Origin of the sequence: Micromonospora noduli, assembly GCF_003264475.1 — a bacterium.
In the GTDB taxonomy this organism is placed as follows: domain Bacteria; phylum Actinomycetota; class Actinomycetes; order Mycobacteriales; family Micromonosporaceae; genus Micromonospora; species Micromonospora noduli.
Genome location: NZ_PYAC01000001.1, coordinates 258,010 through 281,612 on the forward strand (window position 1 = coordinate 258,010; position 23,603 = coordinate 281,612).

The 23,603-nt window shown below is 71.4% G+C and carries 24 protein-coding genes; 7 read left to right on the plus strand and 17 right to left on the minus strand.

The genetic code is table 11. From position 1 onward, the window contains the following. Positions 1-864, plus strand: a complete 864-nt coding sequence (locus MED15_RS01190; RefSeq protein WP_112734596.1) for a copper resistance CopC family protein — start codon at positions 1-3, stop codon at positions 862-864. Positions 865-1,113: 249 nt separating this feature from the next. Next, positions 1,114-3,519 carry a ricin-type beta-trefoil lectin domain protein gene (locus MED15_RS01195; protein ID WP_112589902.1) on the plus strand — a complete coding sequence of 802 codons (2,406 nt, stop codon included), beginning with the start codon at positions 1,114-1,116 and terminating at the stop codon, positions 3,517-3,519. Between the two features lie 56 nt (positions 3,520-3,575). Here the strand turns inward: MED15_RS01195 and MED15_RS01200 are convergent, their stop codons facing one another. Beyond that, positions 3,576-3,962, minus strand: a complete 387-nt coding sequence (locus MED15_RS01200) for a DUF2267 domain-containing protein (protein ID WP_112589899.1) — start codon at positions 3,960-3,962, stop codon at positions 3,576-3,578. A gap of 180 nt (positions 3,963-4,142) precedes the next feature. On the opposite strand from MED15_RS01200, the gene MED15_RS01205 reads away from it, so the two are divergent. The 3 genes from MED15_RS01205 (at position 4,143) to MED15_RS01215 (ending at position 5,606) form a co-directional block, all read left to right on the plus strand. After that, on the plus strand, positions 4,143-4,475 hold the full coding sequence (locus MED15_RS01205; RefSeq protein ID WP_112725061.1) for a nuclear transport factor 2 family protein: 333 nt from the start codon (positions 4,143-4,145) through the stop codon (positions 4,473-4,475). Positions 4,476-4,571: 96 nt separating this feature from the next. Further along, positions 4,572-5,123, plus strand: coding sequence for an ATP-binding protein (locus tag MED15_RS01210; RefSeq protein WP_309251417.1), 552 nt, complete (start codon positions 4,572-4,574; stop codon positions 5,121-5,123). Positions 5,124-5,228: 105 nt separating this feature from the next. Next, positions 5,229-5,606 carry a nuclear transport factor 2 family protein gene (locus MED15_RS01215; RefSeq protein WP_091398883.1) on the plus strand — a complete coding sequence of 126 codons (378 nt, stop codon included), beginning with the start codon at positions 5,229-5,231 and terminating at the stop codon, positions 5,604-5,606. Between the two features lies 1 nt (position 5,607). Here the strand turns inward: MED15_RS01215 and MED15_RS01220 are convergent, their stop codons facing one another. The 4 genes from MED15_RS01220 to MED15_RS01235 all read right to left on the minus strand — a co-directional run bounded on the left by MED15_RS01220 (position 5,608) and on the right by MED15_RS01235 (position 10,000). Then, a complete protein-coding gene (locus tag MED15_RS01220) occupies positions 5,608-6,135 on the minus strand; it encodes an SUKH-4 family immunity protein (protein WP_112734597.1) in 528 nt (175 codons plus the stop codon). A 204-nt stretch (positions 6,136-6,339) separates the two neighbouring features. Continuing rightward, entirely contained in the window at positions 6,340-6,810 is a 471-nt protein-coding gene (locus tag MED15_RS01225) for a molybdenum cofactor biosysynthesis protein (RefSeq protein WP_112700081.1), read from the minus strand. Positions 6,811-6,912: 102 nt separating this feature from the next. Further along, positions 6,913-9,015, minus strand: a complete 2,103-nt coding sequence (locus MED15_RS01230) for a PQQ-dependent sugar dehydrogenase (RefSeq protein ID WP_112734598.1) — start codon at positions 9,013-9,015, stop codon at positions 6,913-6,915. A gap of 37 nt (positions 9,016-9,052) precedes the next feature. Next, positions 9,053-10,000, minus strand: coding sequence for a LamG-like jellyroll fold domain-containing protein (locus MED15_RS01235; RefSeq protein WP_208646439.1), 948 nt, complete (start codon positions 9,998-10,000; stop codon positions 9,053-9,055). A gap of 133 nt (positions 10,001-10,133) precedes the next feature. Here MED15_RS01235 and MED15_RS01240 point away from each other — a divergent pair, with 133 nt between their 5' ends. Continuing rightward, positions 10,134-11,168, plus strand: a complete 1,035-nt coding sequence (locus tag MED15_RS01240; RefSeq protein ID WP_112734599.1) for a LacI family DNA-binding transcriptional regulator — start codon at positions 10,134-10,136, stop codon at positions 11,166-11,168. A 15-nt stretch (positions 11,169-11,183) separates the two neighbouring features. Here the strand turns inward: MED15_RS01240 and urtE are convergent, their stop codons facing one another. The 6 genes from urtE to MED15_RS01270 all read right to left on the minus strand — a co-directional run bounded on the left by urtE (position 11,184) and on the right by MED15_RS01270 (position 17,544). Continuing rightward, complete coding sequence (gene urtE / locus MED15_RS01245; protein WP_112625517.1) at positions 11,184-11,876, minus strand: urea ABC transporter ATP-binding subunit UrtE; 693 nt, start codon at positions 11,874-11,876, stop codon at positions 11,184-11,186. Further along, a complete protein-coding gene (urtD, locus tag MED15_RS01250; RefSeq protein WP_112734600.1) occupies positions 11,876-12,652 on the minus strand; it encodes an urea ABC transporter ATP-binding protein UrtD in 777 nt (258 codons plus the stop codon). Before urtD ends, urtE begins: the two co-directional genes overlap by 1 nt. Continuing rightward, complete coding sequence (gene urtC / locus MED15_RS01255; protein ID WP_112734601.1) at positions 12,649-13,836, minus strand: urea ABC transporter permease subunit UrtC; 1,188 nt, start codon at positions 13,834-13,836, stop codon at positions 12,649-12,651. Before urtC ends, urtD begins: the two co-directional genes overlap by 4 nt. Further along, positions 13,833-14,720, minus strand: a complete 888-nt coding sequence (gene urtB / locus MED15_RS01260; protein WP_091398903.1) for an urea ABC transporter permease subunit UrtB — start codon at positions 14,718-14,720, stop codon at positions 13,833-13,835. Before urtB ends, urtC begins: the two co-directional genes overlap by 4 nt. Positions 14,721-14,795: 75 nt before the next feature. Then, the gene (gene urtA, locus MED15_RS01265; protein ID WP_181541648.1) at positions 14,796-16,040 is read right to left on the minus strand and encodes an urea ABC transporter substrate-binding protein; all 1,245 of its coding nucleotides are present in this window, start codon (positions 16,038-16,040) and stop codon (positions 14,796-14,798) included. A 421-nt stretch (positions 16,041-16,461) separates the two neighbouring features. Further along, entirely contained in the window at positions 16,462-17,544 is a 1,083-nt protein-coding gene (locus MED15_RS01270; RefSeq protein WP_112590253.1) for a substrate-binding domain-containing protein, read from the minus strand. A 96-nt stretch (positions 17,545-17,640) separates the two neighbouring features. On the opposite strand from MED15_RS01270, the gene MED15_RS33950 reads away from it, so the two are divergent. After that, positions 17,641-18,345: a MarR family winged helix-turn-helix transcriptional regulator gene (locus MED15_RS33950; protein WP_244220322.1), complete on the plus strand. Its 705-nt coding sequence runs from the start codon at positions 17,641-17,643 to the stop codon at positions 18,343-18,345. Positions 18,346-18,885: 540 nt separating this feature from the next. On the opposite strand, the gene MED15_RS01280 is transcribed toward MED15_RS33950, so the two are convergent. From MED15_RS01280 to MED15_RS01305, 6 genes are read right to left on the minus strand one after another with little or no spacing between them, the layout of a single operon-like run. Continuing rightward, positions 18,886-19,602: an urease accessory protein UreD gene (locus MED15_RS01280; protein WP_112734602.1), complete on the minus strand. Its 717-nt coding sequence runs from the start codon at positions 19,600-19,602 to the stop codon at positions 18,886-18,888. After that, positions 19,602-20,384: an urease accessory protein UreG gene (gene ureG / locus MED15_RS01285; protein ID WP_249037860.1), complete on the minus strand. Its 783-nt coding sequence runs from the start codon at positions 20,382-20,384 to the stop codon at positions 19,602-19,604. Before ureG ends, MED15_RS01280 begins: the two co-directional genes overlap by 1 nt. Continuing rightward, on the minus strand, positions 20,374-21,150 hold the full coding sequence (locus MED15_RS01290; protein ID WP_112734603.1) for an urease accessory protein UreF: 777 nt from the start codon (positions 21,148-21,150) through the stop codon (positions 20,374-20,376). Before MED15_RS01290 ends, ureG begins: the two co-directional genes overlap by 11 nt. Next, positions 21,150-22,853, minus strand: coding sequence for an urease subunit alpha (locus MED15_RS01295; protein WP_112589605.1), 1,704 nt, complete (start codon positions 22,851-22,853; stop codon positions 21,150-21,152). Before MED15_RS01295 ends, MED15_RS01290 begins: the two co-directional genes overlap by 1 nt. Then, complete coding sequence (locus MED15_RS01300; protein ID WP_112698039.1) at positions 22,850-23,197, minus strand: urease subunit beta; 348 nt, start codon at positions 23,195-23,197, stop codon at positions 22,850-22,852. Before MED15_RS01300 ends, MED15_RS01295 begins: the two co-directional genes overlap by 4 nt. Further along, the gene (locus MED15_RS01305) at positions 23,194-23,496 is read right to left on the minus strand and encodes an urease subunit gamma (RefSeq protein WP_112589601.1); all 303 of its coding nucleotides are present in this window, start codon (positions 23,494-23,496) and stop codon (positions 23,194-23,196) included. Before MED15_RS01305 ends, MED15_RS01300 begins: the two co-directional genes overlap by 4 nt. Between the last annotated feature and the right edge of the window lie 107 nt (positions 23,497-23,603).

Here is a 23,603-nt window from a genome sequence, read left to right on the forward strand (position 1 = left end):
ATGCGATCGAAGCTGGTCACTGTGCGTAAGGTCCTGAGCCGTGTCGTGGCGGCACTGGCGGCGACAGTGGTGGTGTCGTTGCTGCTGCCGGTCGCCCCGGCGTCCGCGCACGGCCAGCTGGCGACCTCCACGCCGCTGAAGGGCACTGTCGTACGCGAGCCGCTGACCCAGTTGGCGTTGTACTTCACCGAGAAGCCGGCGTCGAACGCGCACTTCGCCATCAGCGGTCCGGACGGGTCGCGAGTGGACAACGGCTGGTCCTACGGTGAGCCGAAGCGACTCGACAAGCCGGTCACCGAGTACTTCATGGTCAACGGCGTGTTCGAGCCACGGCTGTACCACACCGGCTTCCCGGCCATGGTTACCGTCGCGCACTGGCCCGCGAAGGGCCGCTACACCGCCAGCTACCTCTCGGTCGCCTCCGACGGTGAGGCGGTGCGGGGCGAGGTGACCTTCGACTACCAGGGCCCGGGCAAGCCGGCCCCGGCCGGCTGGTCGGCACCCACGGCGGGGCCGGATCCGGCGCTGCTCGGCCAAGCCGAGGGCGAGGGATCGAGCCCTGGGGCCACCGGCAGCCCGGTCGCCCCCACCGGCACTGCGGTGGACGACCCGGCCGGCGCCACTCAGGAGCAACGCGACGGCGGGTTCCCGGCCTGGCTGATCCCGGCCCTGATCGTCGTCGTGGTCTCGGCGATCGTGCTGGTGGCGGCCCGCCGTCGACCCGCGGCGCGCGGAGCCTCCACTGCGGATCGCCGTTCTGTCGGCGGCGCGGGCCGGGGCGGAGCCGCAACCCGCAAGCCCGCCAACCCGACCCGGAAGAGCGGCAATCGGGCCGGTGGTCCGGCGCGGCGTGGACGGCGGTAGACCGTCGCAATAGCCGGGCATTCTCCGCGTACCCTCGCGAACTTTCGCACGGACATTGGAAACTTTTGATGTATCGAGGCGAAGCCATGGACAGTCCAATCGAAACACCTTAATGTTCCGAGCCATCCACCCGGTGTTTCCGCAACGTCACTCGTCGGCGTCGAGGACGTTACGGAGCCGGGGCCGACGGTCATCCTCACCGCTGCTCCACGCCGGCCGTCGGACACTCCACTGCCTCCTGGAGGAACGATGGGCACACGCCTGCTACGCCGACTCCACCATCCCGTCCTGGGTGCGCTGGCACTCGTCCTCGCCGCCGGTCTCTGGGCCGTCCCCGCCAACGCCGCCCCCGCGCAGGAACCGGGCGTCACCCTGCGCGTCTTCGACGTGCAGGTGCCGCTGTCCGAGCTGTGCACGCTCAAGCCCGCCCAGACCCCGAACGTGGACAAGCTGATGTCCACCATCAACTGGACCTCGGCGGCCGACTTCGGCTTCGAGGACAACTTCGTCTCGCAGGTGCTGGGCAACATCACCACCACCCAGGCCGGCAGCTACACCTTCCGGCTCAGCAGCGACGACGGCTCCAAGCTGTCGATCGACAACGCCGTGGTGATCAACCATGACGGCCTGCACGGCGCGACCCCGCCGAAAGAGGGCACCGTCACCCTCACCGCCGGCCTACACCCGCTGCGCATCGACCACTTCGAGCGTGGGGGCGGGCAGCAGATCACCCTGGAGTGGAAGACTCCCGGATCGTCGACCTTCGTGGTCGTACCGAACTCGGCGCTGAGCACCGACGCCGGCGTGGTCCGGGTGACCGCACCCGGACGCAAGGAGTGCGAGGGTGTCTCCGACACCCCCGGTGACGGCCTGCCGCTGACCGGCGTGCACCCCGGCTACACACTGACCAACCTGCGGCCCAGCGGCTTCCAGCCGAAGGTCACCGGCATGGACTGGCTGGCCGACGGCCGGCTGGTCATCAGCACCTGGGGCGGCAGCGACCAGTCCGGCACCTCCCAGGACGGCGAGGTCTGGATCCTCGGCAACACCGGCGGGTCGACAACCCCGGGCAACGTGACCACCAAGAAGATCGCCGGCGGCCTCAAGGAACCGATGGGGCTCAAGGTCGTCGACGGGGTGGTCTACGTGACCGAGAAGCAGCGGTTGACCCGGCTGGTGAACACCGGCGGTGACGAGGTGGCCGAGCGTCTGGAGACCGTCGCCACCTGGCCGTACGGCGGCAACTTCCACGAGTTCGCGTTCGGCCTGCTCTACCAGGACGGGTTCTTCTATCTGAACCTGTCGGTGTCGATCAACTCCGGCGGCGCCACCACCAACCCGCAGCCCGCCACCAACCGGGGCACCACGCTCAAGGTCAACAAGGACACCGGCGCGGTCAGCTACGTCGCCGGCGGTCTGCGTACGCCACACGGCATCGGCTGGGGCCCGGAGGGCGGCATCTTCGTCACCGACAACCAGGGCGGCTGGCTGCCCTCGTCGAAGCTGGTGCACGTCAAGCAGGGCCGGTTCTTCAACCACTTCACGAACCCCGCGGGTCCGTTCGACACCGCTCCGGTCACGCAGCCGGTGCTCTGGATGCCGCAGAACGAGATCGCCAACTCGCCCAGCACTCCGCTCTACCTGCCCAGCGGTCGCTACGCCGGCCAGTTCGTCATCGGTGACGTGACCTACGGCGGCCTGCAACGGGCGAATGTGGAGAAGGTCAACGGCGAGTACCAGGGCGCGCTGTTCCGACTCACCCAGGGCCTGGAGGCGGGCGTCTCCGAGGTCAACGTCGGCCCGGACGGCGCGATCTACGTCGGCGGGCTCGGCGCGGGCGGCAACTGGGGCCAGACCGGCAAACTGTCGTACGGCCTGCAGAAGCTCACCCCGAACACCGCCACCACGTTCGAGATGCTCGCGATGCGCGCCACCACGACCGGCTTCGAGGTGGAGTACACCCAGCCGGTGTCGACGGCGACCGCCACCGACCTGGCCGCGCGTTACAAGCTCAAGCAGTGGCGGTACGTGGCGACGTCGAACTACGGCGGTCCGAAGATCGACGAGGAGACCCTGACCGTCACCTCGGCCACCCTCTCGGCGGACGGCAAGAAGGTCAGCCTCACGGTGCCCGGTCGCAAGGCCGGCAGGGTGGTGCACCTGCGCTCACCGCGCCCCTTCACCTCCACCAGCGGCCAGTCCCTGTGGAGCACCGAGGCGTGGTACACGCTCAACTCGATCCCGGGCAGTCCCCCGCCGCCCACCGGCGGCACCATCACCGGCGCCGGTGGCAAGTGCCTGGACGTCGACAACGCGGGCACCGCCGACGGCACGAAGATCCAGCTCTGGACCTGCAACGGCACCACCGCGCAGTCGTGGACGCGGGTCGGCGACACGTACCGGGTGCTCGGCAAGTGCCTGGACATCGACAACGGCGGCACCGCGAACGGTACGAAGGTCCAGCTCTGGACCTGCAACGGCACCGGCGCGCAGGTCTGGCAGCCGCAGGCCGACGGGTCGATCCGCAACCCGCAGTCCGGCAAGATCATGGAGGCCGCCGGTGGTAACACCGGCGACGGCACCCAGATCCAACTCGGCACGTACGCGGGCGGCGCCCACCAGAAGTGGGTGGTCAGTAGCGGGGTAACCGGCTGACAGTCGCCGAAGGGGCGTGGTCTGACCGGCGGGTCGGGCCACGCCGTCGGTGTGGGTCAGGGGCCCTGCGGCAGCGGCTGCGCCAGTGCCCGCAGGTCCGCCGGGAGTTGGGCCAGGGCGTCCTCGAACTCCCGGTGCCCGACCACCCGGTGCATCGTCTGGAGCACCGCGCGGGTGCCCCGCTCGGCAGCCGGACGGTCGATCCCGGCGCGGTCGGCCACCCGGCCCAGGAACTCGTCGTAGCCGAACGTTTCCGGCGGCTCCGCTGCCTTGACCAGCAGCGGGCTCAGCTCGTCGGCCAGGTGGGGGGCCAGAGCGCCCGCCTCCCCACCGCTGAGCCGCTCGGTGAGAGTCCGCAGGACCGCCTCGGTGAGCGAACGCGCCTGCTCCGGCGGGAGACCCGCCCGTGCCGCAACCTTCTCGACGAACGCCAGCTCGGCCATCCCCCCGCCCTTCACCTTCGGAAACGCGTGGCTACCCGGGCCCACCGGCAGCAAACCCGGCAGCGGCAGCGAGATGGTTCTGCTGGTTGCTCCGCGCGGCGCCGTCCCCTTCTCGTACCGTGAGGTCGGACCGGGAACCCGACGGCTGCCCGACGGCGGCCCGTGCCGCAGGAGGAGCAGATGGCCCTCGACCTGCCCGACGTGATCGACCGGTACTTCCGGGCCGTCAACGACCGGGACCTGGACGCCTTCGTCGCCTGCTTCGCGGACACCGCGAGCGTCGCCGACGAGGACAAGCTGTACGACGGGCGGGCCTCGATCCGCGCCTGGCGACAGAAGACGATGGACGCCTACTCGTACACCGCCGAGCCGGTCCGGGTCACGTCGCAGGCGGGCGACTCGTACCTGGCCATCACCCGGGTGTCCGGCGATTTCCCCGGCAGCCCGATCGAGCTGCGGTACCGGTTCACGCTGCGCGACGGGCTCATCGGTGCCCTGGACATCCGCCCCTGACGCCGAGTTCCGCTGTCGGGCTGCGAGGCTGGTCGGGCCCGCCCGCAGGTGATCAACCGCCGAACGGACGAGACAGGCAAGAGGGCAGTGGGTGACATGATGTGGCGGCAACAGCTGTCGCTACGAGAAGGGTTCCGGCTGCCCGATGGCGCACTTCGAGGCTCGCACGCCCACGACACCCGCGCGGAACGCGGTGCCGCTGGCCGGGCAGCCGCACCGGACGGGCTGATGCCCGGCGAGCGACGGGAGACCGTGGCCGAGCAGAGTGTCGCCACCCACGCCGCGGACACCATGGCCTATCAGGTCGCGACCGACATACGAGCGCTGCGCGCGTTCGTCAGCGCCGGGGCACTGGCCCGTGGCCTGTCGGCCGAGCGGATGGAGCTGTTGACGCTGGCGGTCAGCGAGCTGGCCACCAACACGTTGCAGCACACCACCGGCGGCGGCTGGGTACGGCTCTGGGCCGAACCGGGTCAGCTGTTCTGCGACGTGGTCGACCAGGGTCCGACGCGGGCGTTCGGCCGGAGCATGCCGGCCGCCGACTCGGTACGGGGTCGCGGGCTGGCGATCGTGGAGCAGATCTGTGACGAGGTCGCGGTGCTCACCAGCCCCGGGGAGACCGTCGTACGGATTCGCCTGAGTCTGTGAACGTCAGCGGCGATCCCCACCCGCCCGGGCCAGGTTGGCTGCCACAATGCGGACAGCCCGCGCCGACGGTGGCACCGGGTCGGACCCGAACGGGAGGACGCCACGATGCCGGACAGCGCACGCGAGGCCGAGCTGCTCGACGCCGAGCGCACCCTGCAGGCCGCCCAACGGGCCGGCGACGTCGCCGCCCTCGATCAGCTGCTGGTCGACCAGCTGATCGCCATCGGCCCGGACGGGCGTACCCACAGCAAGCAGGACGACCTGGCCGCCCACCGGGACCGCCGCTCGGTCGTTGAGGAGTTGGTCGAGGAGGAGCTGGACCTGCTCGTCGTCGGCGCGACGGGGGTGACGTTCTTCCTGGGCCGGGTGTCCGGGGTCTTCGAGGGAGCGCCGTTCGCTGCGCGGCTGCGCTACACCCGGACGTGGGTCCACGACGACCCACACGGCTGGCGGGTCCTGGCCGCACACATCAGCCCGGTCTGACTCAGCTGCCGTCCTCGTCGTCCTCGTCGAGCAGACCCTGCTCGTCGAGGAACGCGAACCACCGGTCGTCGGCGGGGGTCAGGTCGGCGTAGCCCGGGCCGAGCAGGTAGTAGTCCACGAAGGATTCCACGTCGGGGGCAAGCTCCTCGAACGCGTCGGACATGAACCACTCGGTGCCGGTGGGTGGGAAGTACCAGATCGCTCCCGTGCCACGGTCCATGAAGATCGGCTCGTCGCTGCGGGCGCCGACCACCAGCCAGCCCGCCCGGTCCTGCGGGATGGACGAGAAGTCCGGCGCGTAGTCCAGGTGGTACTGCATCCCCGCGAGCGTCGACGAGGACGCCAACTCGACCCGACCCGCCCGCAGCCCGTCGGCCACCAGCAGGAGGTCCCGCAGGTCGGCAGGGAGCCCCGCCGGTACGGCGTCGATGGCCGCCCCCTCGCCGAACTCGGCGTAGGCCAGGCTGTCCGGCAGATCGGCCAGCTCAGCCCGCAGCTCCTCGATGAGCTGCCGCAGCTCGAGGTTCAACGCACCACCTCCGTTCGGATGAGGTCCCGTCCGGCATTGCCCCCGGCTGCCCGGAGACCTGCGAGCCGATGCGCGGTTTGGTTCTACCACGCACCAGCTCGCCAGAGCGTCACCTCGCCGAATCCGCCAGCCGGGCCAAGCGACGGCGCCGGTCAGCTCGACGTACACCATGCCGGTCCGGGAGTCCGACGTCGAGCCCTTTCCTCAGCTCACGACGGCGTCGATCGCGCCGACGCGCAGGGTGCCGTCGTTGAGGGGCGTGCAGCGGATGCCGCCGGTGGTGCGCAGCGCCTTCCACGTCCCCGGGCCGACGGTGACGTCCATCCAGGCGCACGGTCGGGCCGCCCGGTTGACCCGCAGGCTGACCGGGCCGTCGCCGGAGTCCAGCACCAGCACTCTGCCGATCAGCTCGTCCACGGCGATCCCGGTGGTGAGGATGTTGCGCCGCACCTCGGTCAGGCCGATGCCGACCGGCAGCGACTCCTGGGCGATGACGGTGACGCTGGCGTCGCGGTGTGCCTGCTGGCCGAAGTACCGGTCGCCGACGATGCCGAGGCCGGCCCGGATCCGGACGGCGTCGACCAGCTCACCGGGCGGGGCCGGGGCCGGGCCGTCGGCGGGCCGACCCAGGAAGCGGTGCACGGGCGAGGCCAGCAACTCGACGATCTCCGGCATGGCAGGAAGTCTACGAACCGGACCGGCCCCGCCGGGGCAGGTCGACGGATGACGCGGTGGGGACGCCGGTATGAACGCCGTCGTCCCCACCGCGCCCCCGGTTCAGGCCGGTGTTCCGGTGACGGTCAGGTTGCGCAGTCGGCCCACGTTGTCGAACGAGCCGAAGCCGACCCGTCCTGAGCCGAACGTGGTGTCCTTCGCGGTCAGCAGCGGGTCCCGATGCCCGTCGACGTAGACGGCGATCTCGCCGGTGGCCGGCAGGTGCACCACCCGGACGCGGTGCCACCTGGCATCGGTGATCGCCGGGTTGGCGCCCCGGGAGCGGCCGTTCCACTGGTGGTCGATGCGCTCCCGGTCGGCGTTGTCCACCTTGAAGATGCCGTTGTGCGGATAGATCGTGTTGTCGGTGGAGAGGTGGGCGTAGTAGAACTCGGTGTCCGAGCGCCAGCCGAAGACGATGATCACGTCCCGGTTGGTGACCTCCACTGGTGTGTCGAGTCGTACCTGGGCGTCGACCTGCACCGACGACCACGCCGGGCCGTTTGTCAGCACGGCGTACTCGAAGGGCCGGCGCGGGCCCGGCCGGCTCTCCCCGGCCTCGGCCAGGATGACCTGGTCGCCGGTGAACTGCCACTTCGCCGGCGTCACCGGCGACCAGTTCGCGGCTCCGGCGGTGCGGCGGACTGTGACGTCCCCGACGTCACCGCTGGCGAACTCCCGGGTACCGGTCACCTTCCAGACCTTTCCGTTGGCCTTCGCGACGACGTAGAGCTCACCGGCGGCGTCGGTGCCGAAGCGCAGGTCCACCCGGTTGGGGTCACCGGGCGCGCCCGGCGCGGACAGGTCGCGCATCCGGACCGGGGTGCCGGCCGTGTCGAAGAGCGCGAGCTGGTGGATGGTGGCCAGCCCTCGGCCCCGGCGCATTTGATTGGCCTCGGTGTAGAGCACCCGGCCGTCGACCAGGTCGCCGAAGACGTACTTGCCGCGCAGCGCGGGCAGCGCCCGCCCCCGGTAGACGAAGCCGCCAGCCACCGCGACACCGACGTCGTCGGTGCAGTTCCAACCGGCGGGGGGGTCGTGGTCGTACGCAGCGACCGGGTAGGTGTAGCCGTACCTGTCGTCGTCGGCGGGCAGCGGGAGCAGCCGGTCGCACGGGCTGGTGGCGGTCTTGTCGAAGACGAAGGAGCCCTCGCGCTCGCTCCAGCCGAAGTTGTCCCCGGCGCGGACCTCGTAGATGGCCTCGACGGCGTGTTCACCGATGTGCCCGAGGTACATCCGGCCGGTCGCCCGGTCCCAGCTGAACCGGTGCGGGTCCCGGAAACCCACTGCGTAGAGCTCGCCGAGCGCGCCGGCCCGGCCGACGAACGGGTTCCCCGCCGGGATGCCGTAGCGCCCGTTCGCGGAGTTGGTGCCCCGGGGGTCGATCCGCAGCAGCTTGCCGTGCGGCAGGGCCAGGTTCTGCGGGTCGGTGTTGCGGGCGCCCTGGCCACCGTCGCCGACGGCGAGGTACAGCAGGCCGTAGTCGCGGTCGTGGCGCTTGGCAGTCGGGTTGAAGTTGATCTCCTGGATGCCGTGTACCTGGCCGCCGAAGCCGATGCGCAGCACCTCCCGGTGCGTACCGGCGAAGGTGGCCGCGGCCGGATCCGTCGCCGTCCACTCGGTGATGACACCGTGGAAGAGCGTGTTGGGCTGGGCGTAGTCCGGTGTGGCGGTCGTCGTCGACGCCAACTCGGTGTGGATGGTGTATAACCGGCCGTTCACCCCGAACTCCGGGTGGAACGCCACGTACCCGAAGCCCTGGCCGAGCCCACGACCGGAGAAAAACCGCGGCGCGAACGTAGCGGCCACGTCCAGGTAGACGTGCGGCACGCCGCCCTCGACCAGGTAGAGGCTGCCGTTGAGGTCGGGCACCGCCCGCCGGCCGGAGCCGTCGGGCACCTCCATGATGGTGTTGATCCGCGCGGTACGCATGAGCCGCGCGTCGGTCGGCGCCGGCGTGGGGTACGACTGCGGGAAGCTGGCGTACTCGCTGAGGACCAGCCCCAGTCGGGACTGGACCGGCATCTCGGGGATCGGGTCGTAGACCGCGTCGGCGGCGCGCGCGGGCGTGGCGACCAGTGTGGACAGGATCAGCACGAGGGCGGTGAGGCCGGCCCTCACTGTGGGCCGGCGGACGGTGCCGGCGCGGCGGTGCAGGGTGCGCACGCGTGTCTCCTTCTCGGTGGGACGGTGCCGAGGGTGGTCAGCGGGCAAGGTGGCGGTACTGCCTCCGCACGTCTTTGGCGGAGACCACACTGTCGAGGAACATCAGGCCGTCCATCCGGCAGTCGCACGGGTTGCGTTCCAGGGTGTCCTGGGGGAAGCTGCCGCCGATCTTGATGCCCCGGGGGTCGGACGCGGTGGTCACGTGCGGGCCCGGCCCGGACACCAGCCACGGGTCGTCGGCGCGGGTGTAGAAGCCGTCCACCGGTTCGCCGTTGCGGTAGAGGGCGAGCGCGCCGGTGTTGAAGTCGAAGGTGGCGGCCAGGTGCACCCACTCCCCCACCGGCAGCAGCTCACGCCAGTCCCGGGTGGCGGCGAAGGTCTGCGAGTTGCCGCCGTCGAGCCGCCGGCCGAGCGCGACGAGACGCAACTCTCCGTCGACGTCGATCAGCTCCAGCAGGGCGCGGACGCCGTGGCCGTCGGAGTCGCCGGTCAGCACTCCGGCCAGCCCGATAGCGTTGTACCTGTCGTCCGGGTCGGCGGTGGTGGAGTTTGGTAGCGGGCTGTCCATGTTCAGCTTGAACCAGCCCATGACCGTGGTGCCGGCGGTGGCGCTGAAGGCACGCAGCGTCCGCACGCCGCTGGCCGACCAGGTGCCGGCCTTCCAGTCGTCGTTGCCGGCGACGGCGGGGGCGACCTGCCGGGTCTGCACGGCGTTGCGGCTGCCCCGGTAGGCGCGGTCCGGCACCCGCATGGCGGTGCCGCCGTTGATCAGCTCGATCTCGGTGCCGGAACGCCCCTGGTCGCGTTCCAGCGCTGGGTCGCCGGGCACCGGGTGGTCGAAGTCGTACGCGGCGACCAGGTGCGCGCGCAGCGCCGGGTGGACGTCGGGCGACATGCTCCGATCCGCCTGCGCCGGTGGCGCGCTGGCGCCGGTCAGCGCGCCGATCGCCAGGAGGGAGACGGCCGCTCGTCGGGCCCTGGACATGGCTGTCACCTCGTTTCGCGGCATGCCGGATGCCGGTCACGTAAGCGCTTACGTAAGCGCTTACGTACCCTAGGCTTCGATCGATGCCACTCGCAACAGATCGGGTGACATGAATGTTCTCGGAGGGTTGCCGATGTCCAGGGCCAGCCACCGGCCGCGCCTCGTGGACGTCGCCGAACACGCCGCCGTCTCGCTGGCGACCGCCTCCCGCGCCCTCGCCGGCCGTGAGGGGGTCAGCACCGAGGTGGCCGACCGGATCCGGCAGGTCGCCCGTGAGCTGGGCTACGTGGCCAACCCGTACGCCCGCACCCTGGCCAGCGGGGCCACCTCGACGGTGGGGTTGATCGTCCACCAGGTCGACGACCCGTACTTCTCCGAGATCGCCGCCGGGGTCATCCAGCTCGCCTCCGAGCAGGGGCTGCTGGTGCAGATCTGCCAGTCCGGCCGCGACCCCGACTACGAGCTGCAACAGCTGCGCCACCTGATCGCCCAGCGGGTCGGCATCGTTCTGATCAGCGGTTCCGGCTATGACGACCCACGCATGGAGAGCGCGGCGCGCGCCGAGCTGGCCGCGTTCCAGGACCACGGCGGACGGGCCGCCGCCATCGGACGGCACGCGCTCGGCGTCGACGCCGTCCTGCCGGACAACGAGGCCGGCGGCCACGCGCTCGCCCAGCACCTGATGGATCTCGGGCACCGAAAAATCGCTGTCGCCGCGGGCAGCGCCGGCCTCACCACTGTCGCCGATCGGCTGGCCGGAGTGTCGTCGGCTCTGCGGGAGCGCGGGCGGTCCCCCGCCGACCTCGCCGTCGTGCACAGCGATTTCACCCGCGGCGGTGGACGCGCCGCCGCCGAGCAGATCCTCAACGACCATCCCGAGACGACGGCGATCATCGCGCTCAACGACGCGATGGCCATGGGCGTGCTGTCGACGCTGCGGTCCCGCCGCGTGCCGGTGCCCGCGCGGATGTCAGTGGTCGGCTTCGACGACGTCTCCGTGGCGGCCGACCTCGCACCCAGCCTCACCACCATCCGCCTGCCGATGACAGAGATGGGCCGCACGGCACTCACCCTCGCGCTCAAGCCACGCACGACACGCCCTCGCCGCCGCCCCACCGGGCACCTGCTGGTCGTCCGCGACTCGACCGGGCCCGCGCCGAGAACCTGACCCACGCCGCGCCGATCAGACCGCCAGGGCCGCCCGGACCTCCCGTTCCGCCGTGACACCCCCGTCGCCGTGCGAGGTGACCCGACCGGACTCCAGCACGTGGTAGCGGTCCGCCACCCGCAGCGCGAAGCCCAGGTGCTGCTCGACGAGGAGCACGCTGAACCCGGACTGCCGGGTCAACTCCACGATCCGCTCCTGGATCTCCGCGACCACCGACGGCTGGATGCCCTCGGTCGGCTCGTCGAGCATCAGCAGCCGCGGCCGGGTGATCAGGGCGCGGGCGATGGCCAACTGCTGGCGCTGACCCCCGGAGAGCAGCCCGGCCCGACGCCGCAGCAACGGGCGCAACGCCGGAAACAGATCCAGCACCTCCGCCGTGGCCACCGCCCCGTCGCGCCGACCGTCGGCGACCAGCCGCAGGTTCTCCGCCGCGGTCAGGTGCGGGAAGCACTGCTGACCCTGCGGGACGTACGCCATCCCCCGCGCCACCCGCTCGTGCGGCCCGGCGCGGGTGACGTCCTCGCCGTCCAGCTCGACGGTGCCGGCACTCGGGCGCAACAGACCCGCCGCGACCCGCAGCAGGGTGCTCTTGCCGGCACCGTTGTGCCCGAGCACGGCAGCCACCCCGTCGGGCGGGACCGCCAGATCGACCCCGTGCAGCACCCGGGAACGCCCGTACCCGGCGTGCACCCCGCGCAGCGTCAGCATCATGCCTCCAGGCCGGTGCGGGCCGACCCGGCGTCGACCGGGTGGCCAAGGTAGACCTCCTGCACGCGCGGGTCCGCCTGGACCTGCGCCACAGTGCCCTCGCTGAGCACCCGGCCGGCGTGCAGCACTGTGACGCTGCGCGCGAACCGACGCAGGAACTCCATGTCGTGCTCGATCACAACGACAGTGCGATCCCGGCTCACCGTCTCCAGCAGGGTGCCGGTGGCATCGCGTTCCTCGTGGCTCATCCCGGCGACCGGCTCGTCCAGCAGCAACAGTCGCGCGTCCTGCACCAGCAGCATTCCGATCTCCAGCCACTGCTTCTGGCCGTGCGCGAGCGTCCCGGCGAGGTCCGCGGCCCGCGCGGCCAGACCGATGGTCTCCAGCGCGGCGGCGATCTCGTCGGGCACACCTTGGCGGCGGCGCGCCAGGGTCGCCCAGCTGCGTCGGGCGCCCGCCGCGATGTCGAGGTTCTGCAACACCGACAGCTCCTCGAAGACCGTCGAGGTCTGGAAGGTCCGCCCGATACCGAGCCGGCTGATCCGGTGCACCGGCCGGCCGAGCAGTTCCTCGTCACCGAACCGGACCGAGCCGGTGGCCCGGACCAGACCGGTGATCGCGTCGACCAGTGTGGTCTTGCCGGCGCCGTTCGGCCCGATCAGGAACCGGATGTCACCGGCGGGCACCTCCAACGAGACGCCGTCCACGGCGGTGAAGCCGTCGAAGCTGACCCGTACGTCCCGGACGGACAACCCGTCCAACCGCTCGCCGCTCATGCCGCCGGCACCTCCGTCCGCTCGGCGCGTCGTCGGCCCAGCGACAACCGCCCGCGCCGCTGCGGCTCCGCGGCGACGTCGCGGCGGCGGGCCAAGGCCCACAGCGACGCCAGGCCGCCGGGAAGGAACGCCACCACGACCACGAAGAGCAACCCCTGAAGGTACGTCCAGGTGCCCGGGAAACGCTCGGAGAGCGCGGTACGCGCCCAGGCCACCGCCACCGCGCCGAGCACCGGCCCGAGCAGTGTCGCCCGGCCGCCCACCGCGACGCCGATGACGAACTCGATCGACGGGACGATCCCGATCAGCGCGGGCGAGATGATGCCCACCGCCGGCACGAACAGCGCCCCGGCCAGCCCGGCCATGCCCGCCGCCACCACGTACGCCACCAGCTTGACCGACGCCGGGTCGTAGCCCAGGAAGCGGACCCGCTCCTCACCGTCGCGGACCGCCACCAGCAGCTCGCCGTAACGGCTGTGGATGAGCTGACGGGTCAACGCGAGCAACGCCAGCAGCGTCCCGGCGATGATGAAATACACCATCCGCTGGTTGACCGGGCCGTCCAGGTCGTAGCCGAAGAAGCCCTTGATGTCGGTGAGCCCGTTGGTGCCGCCCGTGGTGCCCTGCTGGCCGATCAGCAGGATCACCATCGCGGCGGCGAGCGCCTGACTGAGGATGGCGAAGTACGCGCCGCGGACCCGGCGACGGAAGACCAGCGAGCCGAGCCCGAAGGCGACAGCCATCGGCAGCAGCACCGTGGCGGGCAGCGCGAACCACGGGCTGGCGAACGGCCGCCACCACAGCGGCAGCTCGTCGAGTTGCCCGTACAGCTGCATGAAGTCGGGCATCCCACCCGGGCCCGCGTCGGCGAGCTTGAGGTGCATGGCCATCGCGTAGCCGCCGAGGCCGAAGAAGACGCCCTGGCCCAGGGTGAGCATCCCACCCCGGCCCCAGGCGATCCCGATGCCGACAGCGACCATGGCGACGCAGAGGTACTTGGCGAGCAACGCCAACCGGAAGTCCGACAACACCAGCGGGGCAACGGCGAACAGCAGCGCCGCGCCGAACGCGAAGCCGGCCAGGGTCCGTAGCCGCGAGCGGCCGGCGGGCCGACCCGGTGGTACGGGGCCGGCAGGCGCCGGGCGGACGGCGGTGCTCGGTGGCGCGGGAGTGACGGCGGTCATGCGAGGCTCCTGGTCCGCAGGGTGAACAGGCCCTGTGGCCGCCACTGGAGGAACGCGACGATCGCCACGAACACGATCACCTTGGCGACGCTGAGGGTGGTCAGGTACTCCCCGGTGGCCTGGAGCACGCCGAGGGCGAAGGCGACGATCACACTGCCCTTGAGCTGGCCGATCCCGCCGACCACGACGACCAGGAAGGCGTCGATGATCAGGTTGGTGCCCATGGTCGGGCCGATCGGGCCGAGCAGGGTGAGGGCCACCCCGGCGAGCCCGGCCAGGCCGGAGCCGAGGAAGAAGGTCGTCCGGTCGACCCGGGAGGTGGCGATGCCGGACACCGCGGCGAGGTCGCGGTTCTGCACCACAGCGCGGATACGCCGCCCGAGCGGGGTGAGGCGTAGCGCCAGCGTGAGCGCCGCGACGGCGGCCAGCGCCAGGGCCAGGATGAACAGCCGGTTGTTGGCGATGGTCAGCCCGCCGGGCAGCGCCACGTTGCCGGTGAGCAGCTCGGGCGCGCGGGTCTGCACGTTCGGGCTGCCGAAGATGTCCCGGGCCAGCTGCTGCAAGATCAGTGAGACACCCCAGGTGACCAGCAGGGTGTCCAGTGGCCGGGCGTAGAGCCGGCGGATGAGCAGCACCTCCAGCAGGACACCCATGGTGCCGGCGACCACGAACGCCACCGGCAGCGCGACCACCAGCGACAGGCCGGCGCCGGTGATGCTCTGTTGCAGAACGTAGGTGGTGTACGCGCCGGCCATGATGAACTCACCGTGCGCCATGTTGATCACGTTCATCTGGCCGAAGGTCAGCGCGAGGCCGAGCGCGATGAGCAGCAGCACCGCGCCGATGCTGATGCCGGTGAAGAGTTGACCGAAGAGGACTGTCACGGTGGGTACTCCGAACTGCTGGTCGGGTGGCCCGGGCGGAGCGCGCGGCAACGCGTTCCGCCCGGGCCGGCGTCGTCAGCTCAGGCCGCTCGCCCACGGGTAGGTCTTGAGGTACGGGTCCGGGGCGACCGGCTTGCCGGAGTTCCACACCTCGGTGATCAGGCCGTCCGCGCCGATCTTGCCGATCCGGGCGGTCTTGGCGATGTGCTGGGTCTTGCCGTCGACGGTGACCAGACCCTCCGGCGCGTCGAAGGTGATCCCGTCCGAGGCGGAGCGGACCTTCTCCACGTCGAAGGCGCCGGCCTTCTCGACCATCGCCTTCCACAGGTGCACGCCGACGTACGCGGCCTCCATCGGATCGCTGGTCGGCTTGTCCGCGCCGTACTTCGCCTTGTACGCGGCCACGAACTTCGAGTTCGCCGCGCCCGGGGTGGTCTGGTAGTAGTTCCAGGCCGTCAACTGGCCCTCCAGGTACTGGGTGCCGATGCCCTTGACTTCTTCCTCGGCGATGGACACCGACACCACCGGCATCGCGGCGGCGCTCAGGCCCGCGGACTTGTACTCCTTGAAAAAGGCCACGTTGCTGTCACCGTTGAGCGTGTTGAAAACCGCGTCCGCGCCGGACGATTTGACCTTGTTGACGATGGTGCCGAACTCGGTGGAGCCCAGCGGCGCGTAATCCTCACCCAGCACGGTCATCCCGTTCGCCGTGGCGTACGCCTTGATGATTTTGTTGGCGGTACGGGGAAAGACGTAGTCGCTACCGACCAGATAGACCGACTTCGCGCCCTGCGACTTGAGGTAGTCGAGCCCGGGAACGATCTGCTGGTTGGTCGTCGCTCCGGTGTAGAAGATGTAGGGCGACTGCTCAAGTCCCTCGTACTGCACCGGGTAGAACAGCAACGCCTTGTTCTTCTCGAACACCGGCTTGACCGCCTTGCGGCTGGCCGACGTCCAACAGCCGAAGACGGCTGCCACCCGGTCCTCGGAGATGAGCTTCTCGGCCTTCTCCGCGAAGGTGGGCCAGTCCGAGGCGCCGTCCTCACCGACCGGCTGGATCTTCTTGCCGAGGACGCCGCCGGCCGCGTTGATCTCTTCGACGGCGAGCATGATGGAGTCGCGGACGGTGACCTCGCTGATCGCCATGGTCCCGGAGAGCGAGTTGAGCAGGCCCACCTTGACGGTGTCGCCGGAGACGTCGGCGGTCACGCCGGTCGCGCCACCCTCGTCGGTGGTCTTGCTGCCGCACGCGGTCATCGCGGCCGCGGCGACCAGGGTCATGGCACCCGCCAGGATGCGGCGGCCCCGGAATAATGACATCTACTCTCCCTGCGGTGCACTCAAGTGGCGTTAGGACGGTCGGTGCGGTCCGATTGAGCTGACGTGGGCGATACCAAGGTCGACGGGTGGACGCCGCGCAGGGCACCGGATCGGATATGGGCACCGAAAGCGTCGACCGCCATGATTGCGTGGGTGTTTCCCGGTCCTTAATTGACTGTTTCCGAGGGACCGTCGGGGCGCGCACGAAAAACGGCCGACACCGTTGGGGAGGAAACGGTGTCGGCCGTTGGGAAAACCGCAGAATAGGTGCCACCACAATGGCCGACGGACGAATCCGCCGACGGTGGGCACGCAATGGTGAGATCTGGCCCCGTGGCCGGATACTTCACCCAGGAAGCATCTTAGGGCGGTGTCGGGTGGCGCTGTCAAGGGTCGGACGGGCCGACCGGTAGTGCCCGGTTCAGAGCTGGGCGAGCACTGTGAAGTCGAGCCCGTCGGCCTCGGCCAGGTAGATGCGCTGCCGGACGTGCCGCTGGCGCAGCCGCAACCGCCCACGCGGCCCCTGGTAGGCGACCGTGTCGGCGGCCGTCTCGATGGCCCGCACGTCGAGGGTGCGGGCCTGGCCGATCAGCGCGGCGAGCAGCATGACGCCCTCGTAGCAGGACTCCCCCAGGCTGCCCAGCGGCGGCGCCTCCACCCCGAAGCGCCGCGCGAACTCGCCGTGGAAGTCGAGATTCTCCTGGGTGACCAGCCCGGCGAAGAAACCCGCCGTGCTGTACAGCCTCCGGGTCGCGCCGGCGCCGCTGGCCAGCAGCATGTTCTCGTCCATCAGGGTGCTCAGCCGCAGGCAGCGCTGGTCCAGGCCGGATCGGGCGAACGCGCGGTTGAACCGCACCGCATCGGCGCCGACCAGCAGCATCAACACTGCGTCCGCGTCACTGTGCTCGATGCGGCGCAGGACCTCGGTGAAGTCGTGCGCGTCCAACGGCAGGAAGTGCCGGCCCACCACCTGCCCACCGCCGCGCAGCGCGTACCGCTGGGCCGCCCGCGACGTACGGCGCGGCCACACGTAGTCGTTGCCCACCACGAACCAGCGGCGCACGCCCTGCTCCCCGGCGAGCAGCCGCATCGCGGGCCACAGTTGGGCATCCGGCGTCTCGCTGGTCAGGAAGACCCCTTCGGTGCGTTCGCCGCCCTCGTAGAGTGCGGTGTAGACGTACGGCACCCGGTGCGCGACGCGGGGCGCCAACGCCTGGCGCACCGAGGAGATGTGCCACCCCGTCACCCCCTGCACGGCCCCCACCGACACCAACGCCTCGACCTCGGCCGCCACCTCGGCCGGCGGTGCGCCACCGTCGACCGGCACCAGCCGAACCTCCCGGCCCAGCACGCCACCGCACCGATTGATCTCCTCGACCGCGAGCTGCGCACAGAGCTCACAGGTGGGGCCGAACATGCCGGCCGGCCCGCGCATCGGGTAGACCAACGCGATGCTGACCACGGCACGGTCGACGGTCAGCCACGGCGGTGCCGGCGCGGACATGAGCACATGATTGTCCGGCCCACGACGGAAGACCAGCACTCACCACTGACCGGGACGACTCGCTACCATGACAGGGCCACCGGACCAGGGAGTTTCATGTCAGACGTGCCCGGGGCGCCAGCCGACCTGCTGCGCTCGCTCACCCGCGCCGAACGGCTGCTCTCCCGCCGGCTGGGCGCCGTTCTGGCCGACGACGCGATCAGCATCGAGGCGTGGCGGGTGCTCTGCCTGCTCGCCGACGGCCAGGGTCACCCGATGAGCGAGGTGTCCGCCGAGGCGTCACTGCCGCCGGGCACCCTCACCAAGCTGGTCGACCAACTCGTCGACCGCAACCTTGTCTTCCGCCGGATCGATCCGATCGACCGCCGACGCATCCGGGCGTACCTCACCGCTCGGGGCCGCCGCGAGTACGCCCGCCTGGACGAACGGGTCCGAGCCAGCATCGCCGAACTGGGCATCGCCGAGCTGGGCAGCGCGGGGCTCGACAGCGCGGGACTCGGCAGCGCGGGACTCGGCAGCGCGGGACTGGGCACTGCGGGGCTGGGCACTGCGGGGCTGGGCAGCGCAGGGCTCGACAGCGCAGGGCTGGGCGCCGCAGAGAGCAGCAACCCGGATGTGCCACCGGCCGCCGATTTGGTGAGTCAGCTCGACGACCTGATCGGCCGCCTCGACCCCGCCCGCCGCCTCGACCCCGCCCGCCGCCACGACCCCGCCCGCCGCCACGATCCCGCCCTCCGCCAGGACCCCGCCCTCCGCGACGATCGCGTCGATGCTCGCGCCGCCGGTGGCCCCCACCGCTAGCGGCCGCTGCGGGCAAGGCGTTGCTGGGCCGACCGGTAGGCCGGCCGGGCAACGTCGGACGGCAACTGTTCACTCAGGTCGCGCCGGACCGCCTGCAGGACAGCGGCAGTCGTCGCCCCGGGCCGGCACGCCGGGCCGAAGTCCCGACCGTCGCCCGGGTTGCAGTCGCCCGGGTTGCCTCAGAGGTCGGTCACCCCGGAGAGCGATATACCTGTGAGGCATAAATATGACTTACAGGTATAGCCCTCGTGAGCGGAAGTGCCGCCGGGCGGACCTCCACCACAGCCGACACCACGCACGATGGCCAGCCCACACGACCACCAGCCCCACACGACCACCAGCCCCGCACGACGACCGGCGCCACACGACCACCGGCCCAGCACGACAACCGGCCACCGCACTACGACCGGCGCCGCACGACCGCAAGCCCCACACGACCGCCAGCCGCGCACCACGACCGGCACCGCACGACCACCGGCCCCCACACGACAACCGGCCCCACAGAGTTAGTGGCCCGCACGACGACCGGCGTCGGTCTTGCTAGGGCGTCAGGTGGGCGCGCAGGGTGTGTGCGTCGGGAGCGGTGGCGGTCCACAGTGTCGCTGGGCCGCCGGCCAGCGGTAACCGGGCGACGCTGCCCTCGGCCGTCGGAGGTTGGGCGGGTTGCGACGGGTCGACCACCAGCAGTGATCCGGTGGCCGGAGCGCCGCCGAGTACGGCCGGGCCGGCCCAGCCCGGCGCGTGCGGTCCCACCGCGAGAGACTGGCGGAGCAGTGGCCGACCCGCGTAGTCGACCTGGGTGTGCACGACGGCGCCGCCGGGCGCCTCGCCGTACCGGCCGCAGATCAGCTCGTCGCGCCACCGCAGGCTCGCACCGGCGGCCAGCTCGATCCGGGACTCGGCGAGGTGCGCGCAGCCGGCCGCCGCGACCAACTGTTCCGGAAGCCAGTGCAGCGTGGCGCCGGTGTGCACGACCGCCCGCACCGCCATTCGGGAGACGGCACCCGCGCGACCGGGTAGGGCGATCGACGCGGCGACGCTGTGCACCCGGACCGCCGCGCCCGGCCCGACCTCGATCTCCAGGCGCAGATCGTCGCCGGCGAGCGGACCGGCCGCCCCGCCGACGAGGTGCACAGTGGCGACACCACCGTCGGTCGGGGTCTGGCGCAGCAGCAACGGCGTTTCGCCGTGCAACTCGACCAGGGCCGTGCCGCCCCGGCCGTCGGTCCGGGCGACCAGCCGAGCGAGCGCTCGCATCAGGCCGGGCCGACCGGCACGGCCAGTGGGTGCAGGGCGGCGTGGTGGGCCAACTCGTGCCGGATCCAGTCCGCGACCGACGTTGCCGTGGGGTCTCCCACGATGGACAGGAAGAGGGTCGGGAGGTCGCCGCGCCGCGCCCGCGCGTCACGATCCATGACGGCGAGGTCGGCGCCCACCATCGGCGCCAGGTCGGTCTTGTTGATCACGAGAAGGTCGGCGGCCGTGACCCCCGGCCCGCCCTTGCGGGGCACCTTGTCCCCGCCCGCCACGTCGACCACGAAGATCTGCCGGTCGACCAGCCCCCGGCTGAAGGTCGCGGTCAGGTTGTCCCCACCGCTCTCCACGAGGACCAGGTCCAACGGGCCGACCGCCTCGGCCAGTTCGTCGATGGCGTCCAGATTGGCGCCGATGTCGTCGCGGATCGCTGTGTGTGGGCAGCAACCGGTCTCCACCGCGCGGATCCGGGCCGGGTCCAGCACGCCAGCCCGCCGGAGGAAGTCGGCGTCCTCGGTCGTGTAGATGTCGTTGGTCACCACGCCGAGCCGCAACTCGTCGGCGAAGGCACGGCAGAGCGCGGCCACCAGTGCCGTCTTGCCGGAACCGACCGGGCCGCCGATGCCGACCCGCAGGGCACGGCCGGCACGCGCCAACGGCGGATGGGGGTCCACCCCCGGCTCCGGATGGGTGTGCGGAACGGTCTCGTCGTGGGGTGGGGTGGCCGGCGGCGTGATCAGTTCGACGGCGGGCACAGCGCTCGGCACAACAGTGTCAGGACGCAAAGAGACGCACCTCCCAGGTGGCATGGATTTCGGCATGGATGTCGGCGAGTGGAGCGGCGGCGGCCGGCAGCCGCTCCGGTGGGTCATCGGCCGCCTGCGCCGCGTCGGCGGCCGTGCCGTCGCAAGCGTCGGCCAGGTCGACCAGCAGGGCCTGGACCTGGTACGGATCGAGGCCGAGCAGACGTACCCCGGCGCTGGCCGCCCCGGTCAGCGTCCCGTACGCGGCGATCGTGGCGGTCTCGACGCGGGACAGCCCGGCCGCGGCGCAGAGCAGCCCGAGCACCAGCGGTTGGTGTGCGCCAGCGGGCGTCGCGGGCAGGTCGGCGAACGGGGCGTCCGGCCAGATGGTCCGGCCGGCCCGCAGCAGCGCCCGGCCCTGTCGGCGCGAGACCGCCCGTAACGCCGGGGCGGCGGTACGCGCGTCCAGCTCCGCGTCGAGCCGAGCCAGCGCCTCCGACCGGGCGGCAGACCCGGCCGGCGCGTCCGGCCGAGCGGCAGACCCGGCCGGCGCCTCCGATGGCCGGGCGGACCGGGCCGGGTGCGCCGAGCCGACCGTCTCGGGCATCGCCACCCGGTGTGCGGCCGCCGCGAACGCCGCGCCGACCAGCCCGGCGGTGGCCAACCGGCCGGCCAGGAACGCCTCCAACGAGGCCAGGTCGGTGACCCGGCCGGCGGCGACGGCCGCCTCCAGACCACCGGAGTGCGCGTGGGCCCCGGCCGGGAAGCGTCCGTCGGCCAACAACAACAGCAGGCTCGGCGTCGCCATCAGAACAGGAAGTACCGCTGGGCCATCGGCAGCCGGGTCACCGGGTCCGGCTCCACCACCTGCCCGTCGATCCGCACCGTGAAGGTGTCCGGGTCCACCTCGATACGCGGCATCGCGTTGTTCTCCGGCAGGTCGGCCTTGCCCCGCGACCGTACGTCGCTCACCGGCACCACCCGGCGACGCACGTCCAGTCGGAGCCCGGCGTCGAGGGCCGCCGGGGCCACGAAAGCCAGGCTGGTGGCGGCCGCCGCCGCGCCGTACGCCCCGAACATCGGCCTCGGCAGCATCGGCTGCGGTGTCGGGATCGAGGCGTTGGCGTCGCCCATCTGGGCGTACGCGATCATGCCGCCCTTGAGGACCAGGTGCGGCCGGACGCCGAAGAACGCCGGGTCCCAGAGCACCAGGTCGGCGAGTTTGCCCGGCTCGACCGAGCCGATCTCCCGTTCCAGCCCGTTGGCCATCGCCGCGCAGATGGTGTATTTCGCCACGTACCGTCGGGCCCGGTGGTTGTCGGCGGGCCCGTCGCCGGGCAGCGCGCCGACCCGGTCCTTCATCACGTGGGCGCTCTGCCAGGTCCGCATGATCACCTCGCCGACCCGGCCCATCGCCTGCGCGTCGGAGCCGATGATCGAAATCGCGCCGAGGTCGTGCAGCAGGTCCTCGGCGGCCATCGTGGACGGTCGGATCCGGCTCTCGGCGAAGGCCAGGTCCTCCGGCACGGACGGGTTGAGGTGGTGGCAGACCATCAACATGTCCAGGTGTTCGGCCAGGGTGTTGGCGGTGTACGGCCGGGTCGGGTTGGTCGACGACGGCAGCACGTTCGGTTCGCTGGCGACGGTGATGATGTCCGGTGCGTGCCCGCCACCGGCTCCCTCGGTGTGGTACGAGTGGATCGCCCGTCCACCGATCGCCCGCAGGGTGTCGGCGACGAACCCGGCCTCGTTGAGGGTGTCCGTGTGGATCGACACCTGGACACCGGACGCGTCCGCCACCCGCAGGCAGGCGTCGATCGCCGCCGGTGTGGTGCCCCAGTCCTCGTGCAGCTTGAAGCCGCCCGCACCGGCCCGGAGCTGTTCCCACAGCGCCTCGCTGGACACGGTGTTGCCCTTGCCGAGCAGCAGCACGTTGACCGGCATGGTGTCCAGCGCCTCGTGCATCCGGGCCAGGTGCCAGGCATTCGGGGTGACAGTGGTCGCGCGGGTCCCCTCAGCCGGGCCGGTGCCACCGCCGACCATCGTGGTGATGCCACTGGCCAGTGCCTCGGTGACGATCTGCGGGCAGATGAAGTGCACGTGGGTGTCGACCGCGCCGGCGGTGAGGATCCGCCCGTTGCCGGCGATCACCTCGGTCGACGGGCCGATGACCAGGTCGGGGTGGACACCGGGCATGGTGTCCGGGTTGCCGGCCCGGCCGAGCGCCACGATGCGCCCGTCGCGCAGCCCCACGTCGGCCTTGACCACGCCCCAGTGGTCGAGCACCACCGCGCCGGTGATGACGGTGTCCAGTGCCCCCTCGGCGCGGGTAGCACGGGACTGCCCCATCGACTCGCGGATCACCTTCCCGCCGCCGAAGACCGCCTCGTCGCCGCCCACGCAGTGGTCGGTCTCCACCTCGATCAGCAGGTTGGTGTCGGCCAGTCGGATCCGGTCACCGGTCGTCGGCCCGTACAGGTCGATGTAGCGGTCCCGCCGCACGGCGCTCACCGCGGCGCCCCGTCGGCAGTGACCGCGTGCGGCGGCGGGTCCAACGGTCCCGCGCACTCTCCGCGCAGGCCCGGCACGACGCGTGCGCCGCCAAGTGGTACGAGGTCGACGCTGCGGTTGATGCCTGGCTCGAACCGGACGGAGGTGCCGGCCGGAACGGCGAGTCGTTGCCCCCAGGCCGCGCCCCGGTCGAACGACAGCGCCGGGTTGGCTTCGGCGAAGTGGTAGTGCGAGCCGACCTGGACCGGGCGGTCGGCGGTGTTGACCACGAGCACTGTGGTCACCGGACGGCCCACGTTTATCTCGACCGGGTCGGCTGCCGGCAGGATCTCCCCGGGGATCACGGGATCGGGTGGTGCACCGTCACGAGCTTGGTGCCGTCCGGGAACGTTGCCTCCACCTGCACCTCCCTCAGCAGCTCGGGGATGCCGTCCTGGACGTCGTCACGACCGAGCACCGTCCGGCCGGCGGACATCAGGTCGACCACCGACCGGCCGTCGCGGGCTCCTTCGAGGAGGAACGCGGTGAGCACCGCGACGGCTTCGGGGTAGTTGAGGCGCAGGCCGCGTTCGCGGCGGGCGCGGGCGACATCGGCCGCGACGTGGACGAGTAGGCGGTCCTGCTCGTGGGGGCTGAGGAACACGGGGCTCTCCCGGTGGGTCGGCGTGCCCCGGCTCGCCGTCGGCTCCACGCGGAGCCACCCGGGCACCAGGACCCGAGGGGACGAGCTGGGAGTCACACGACCGCCGG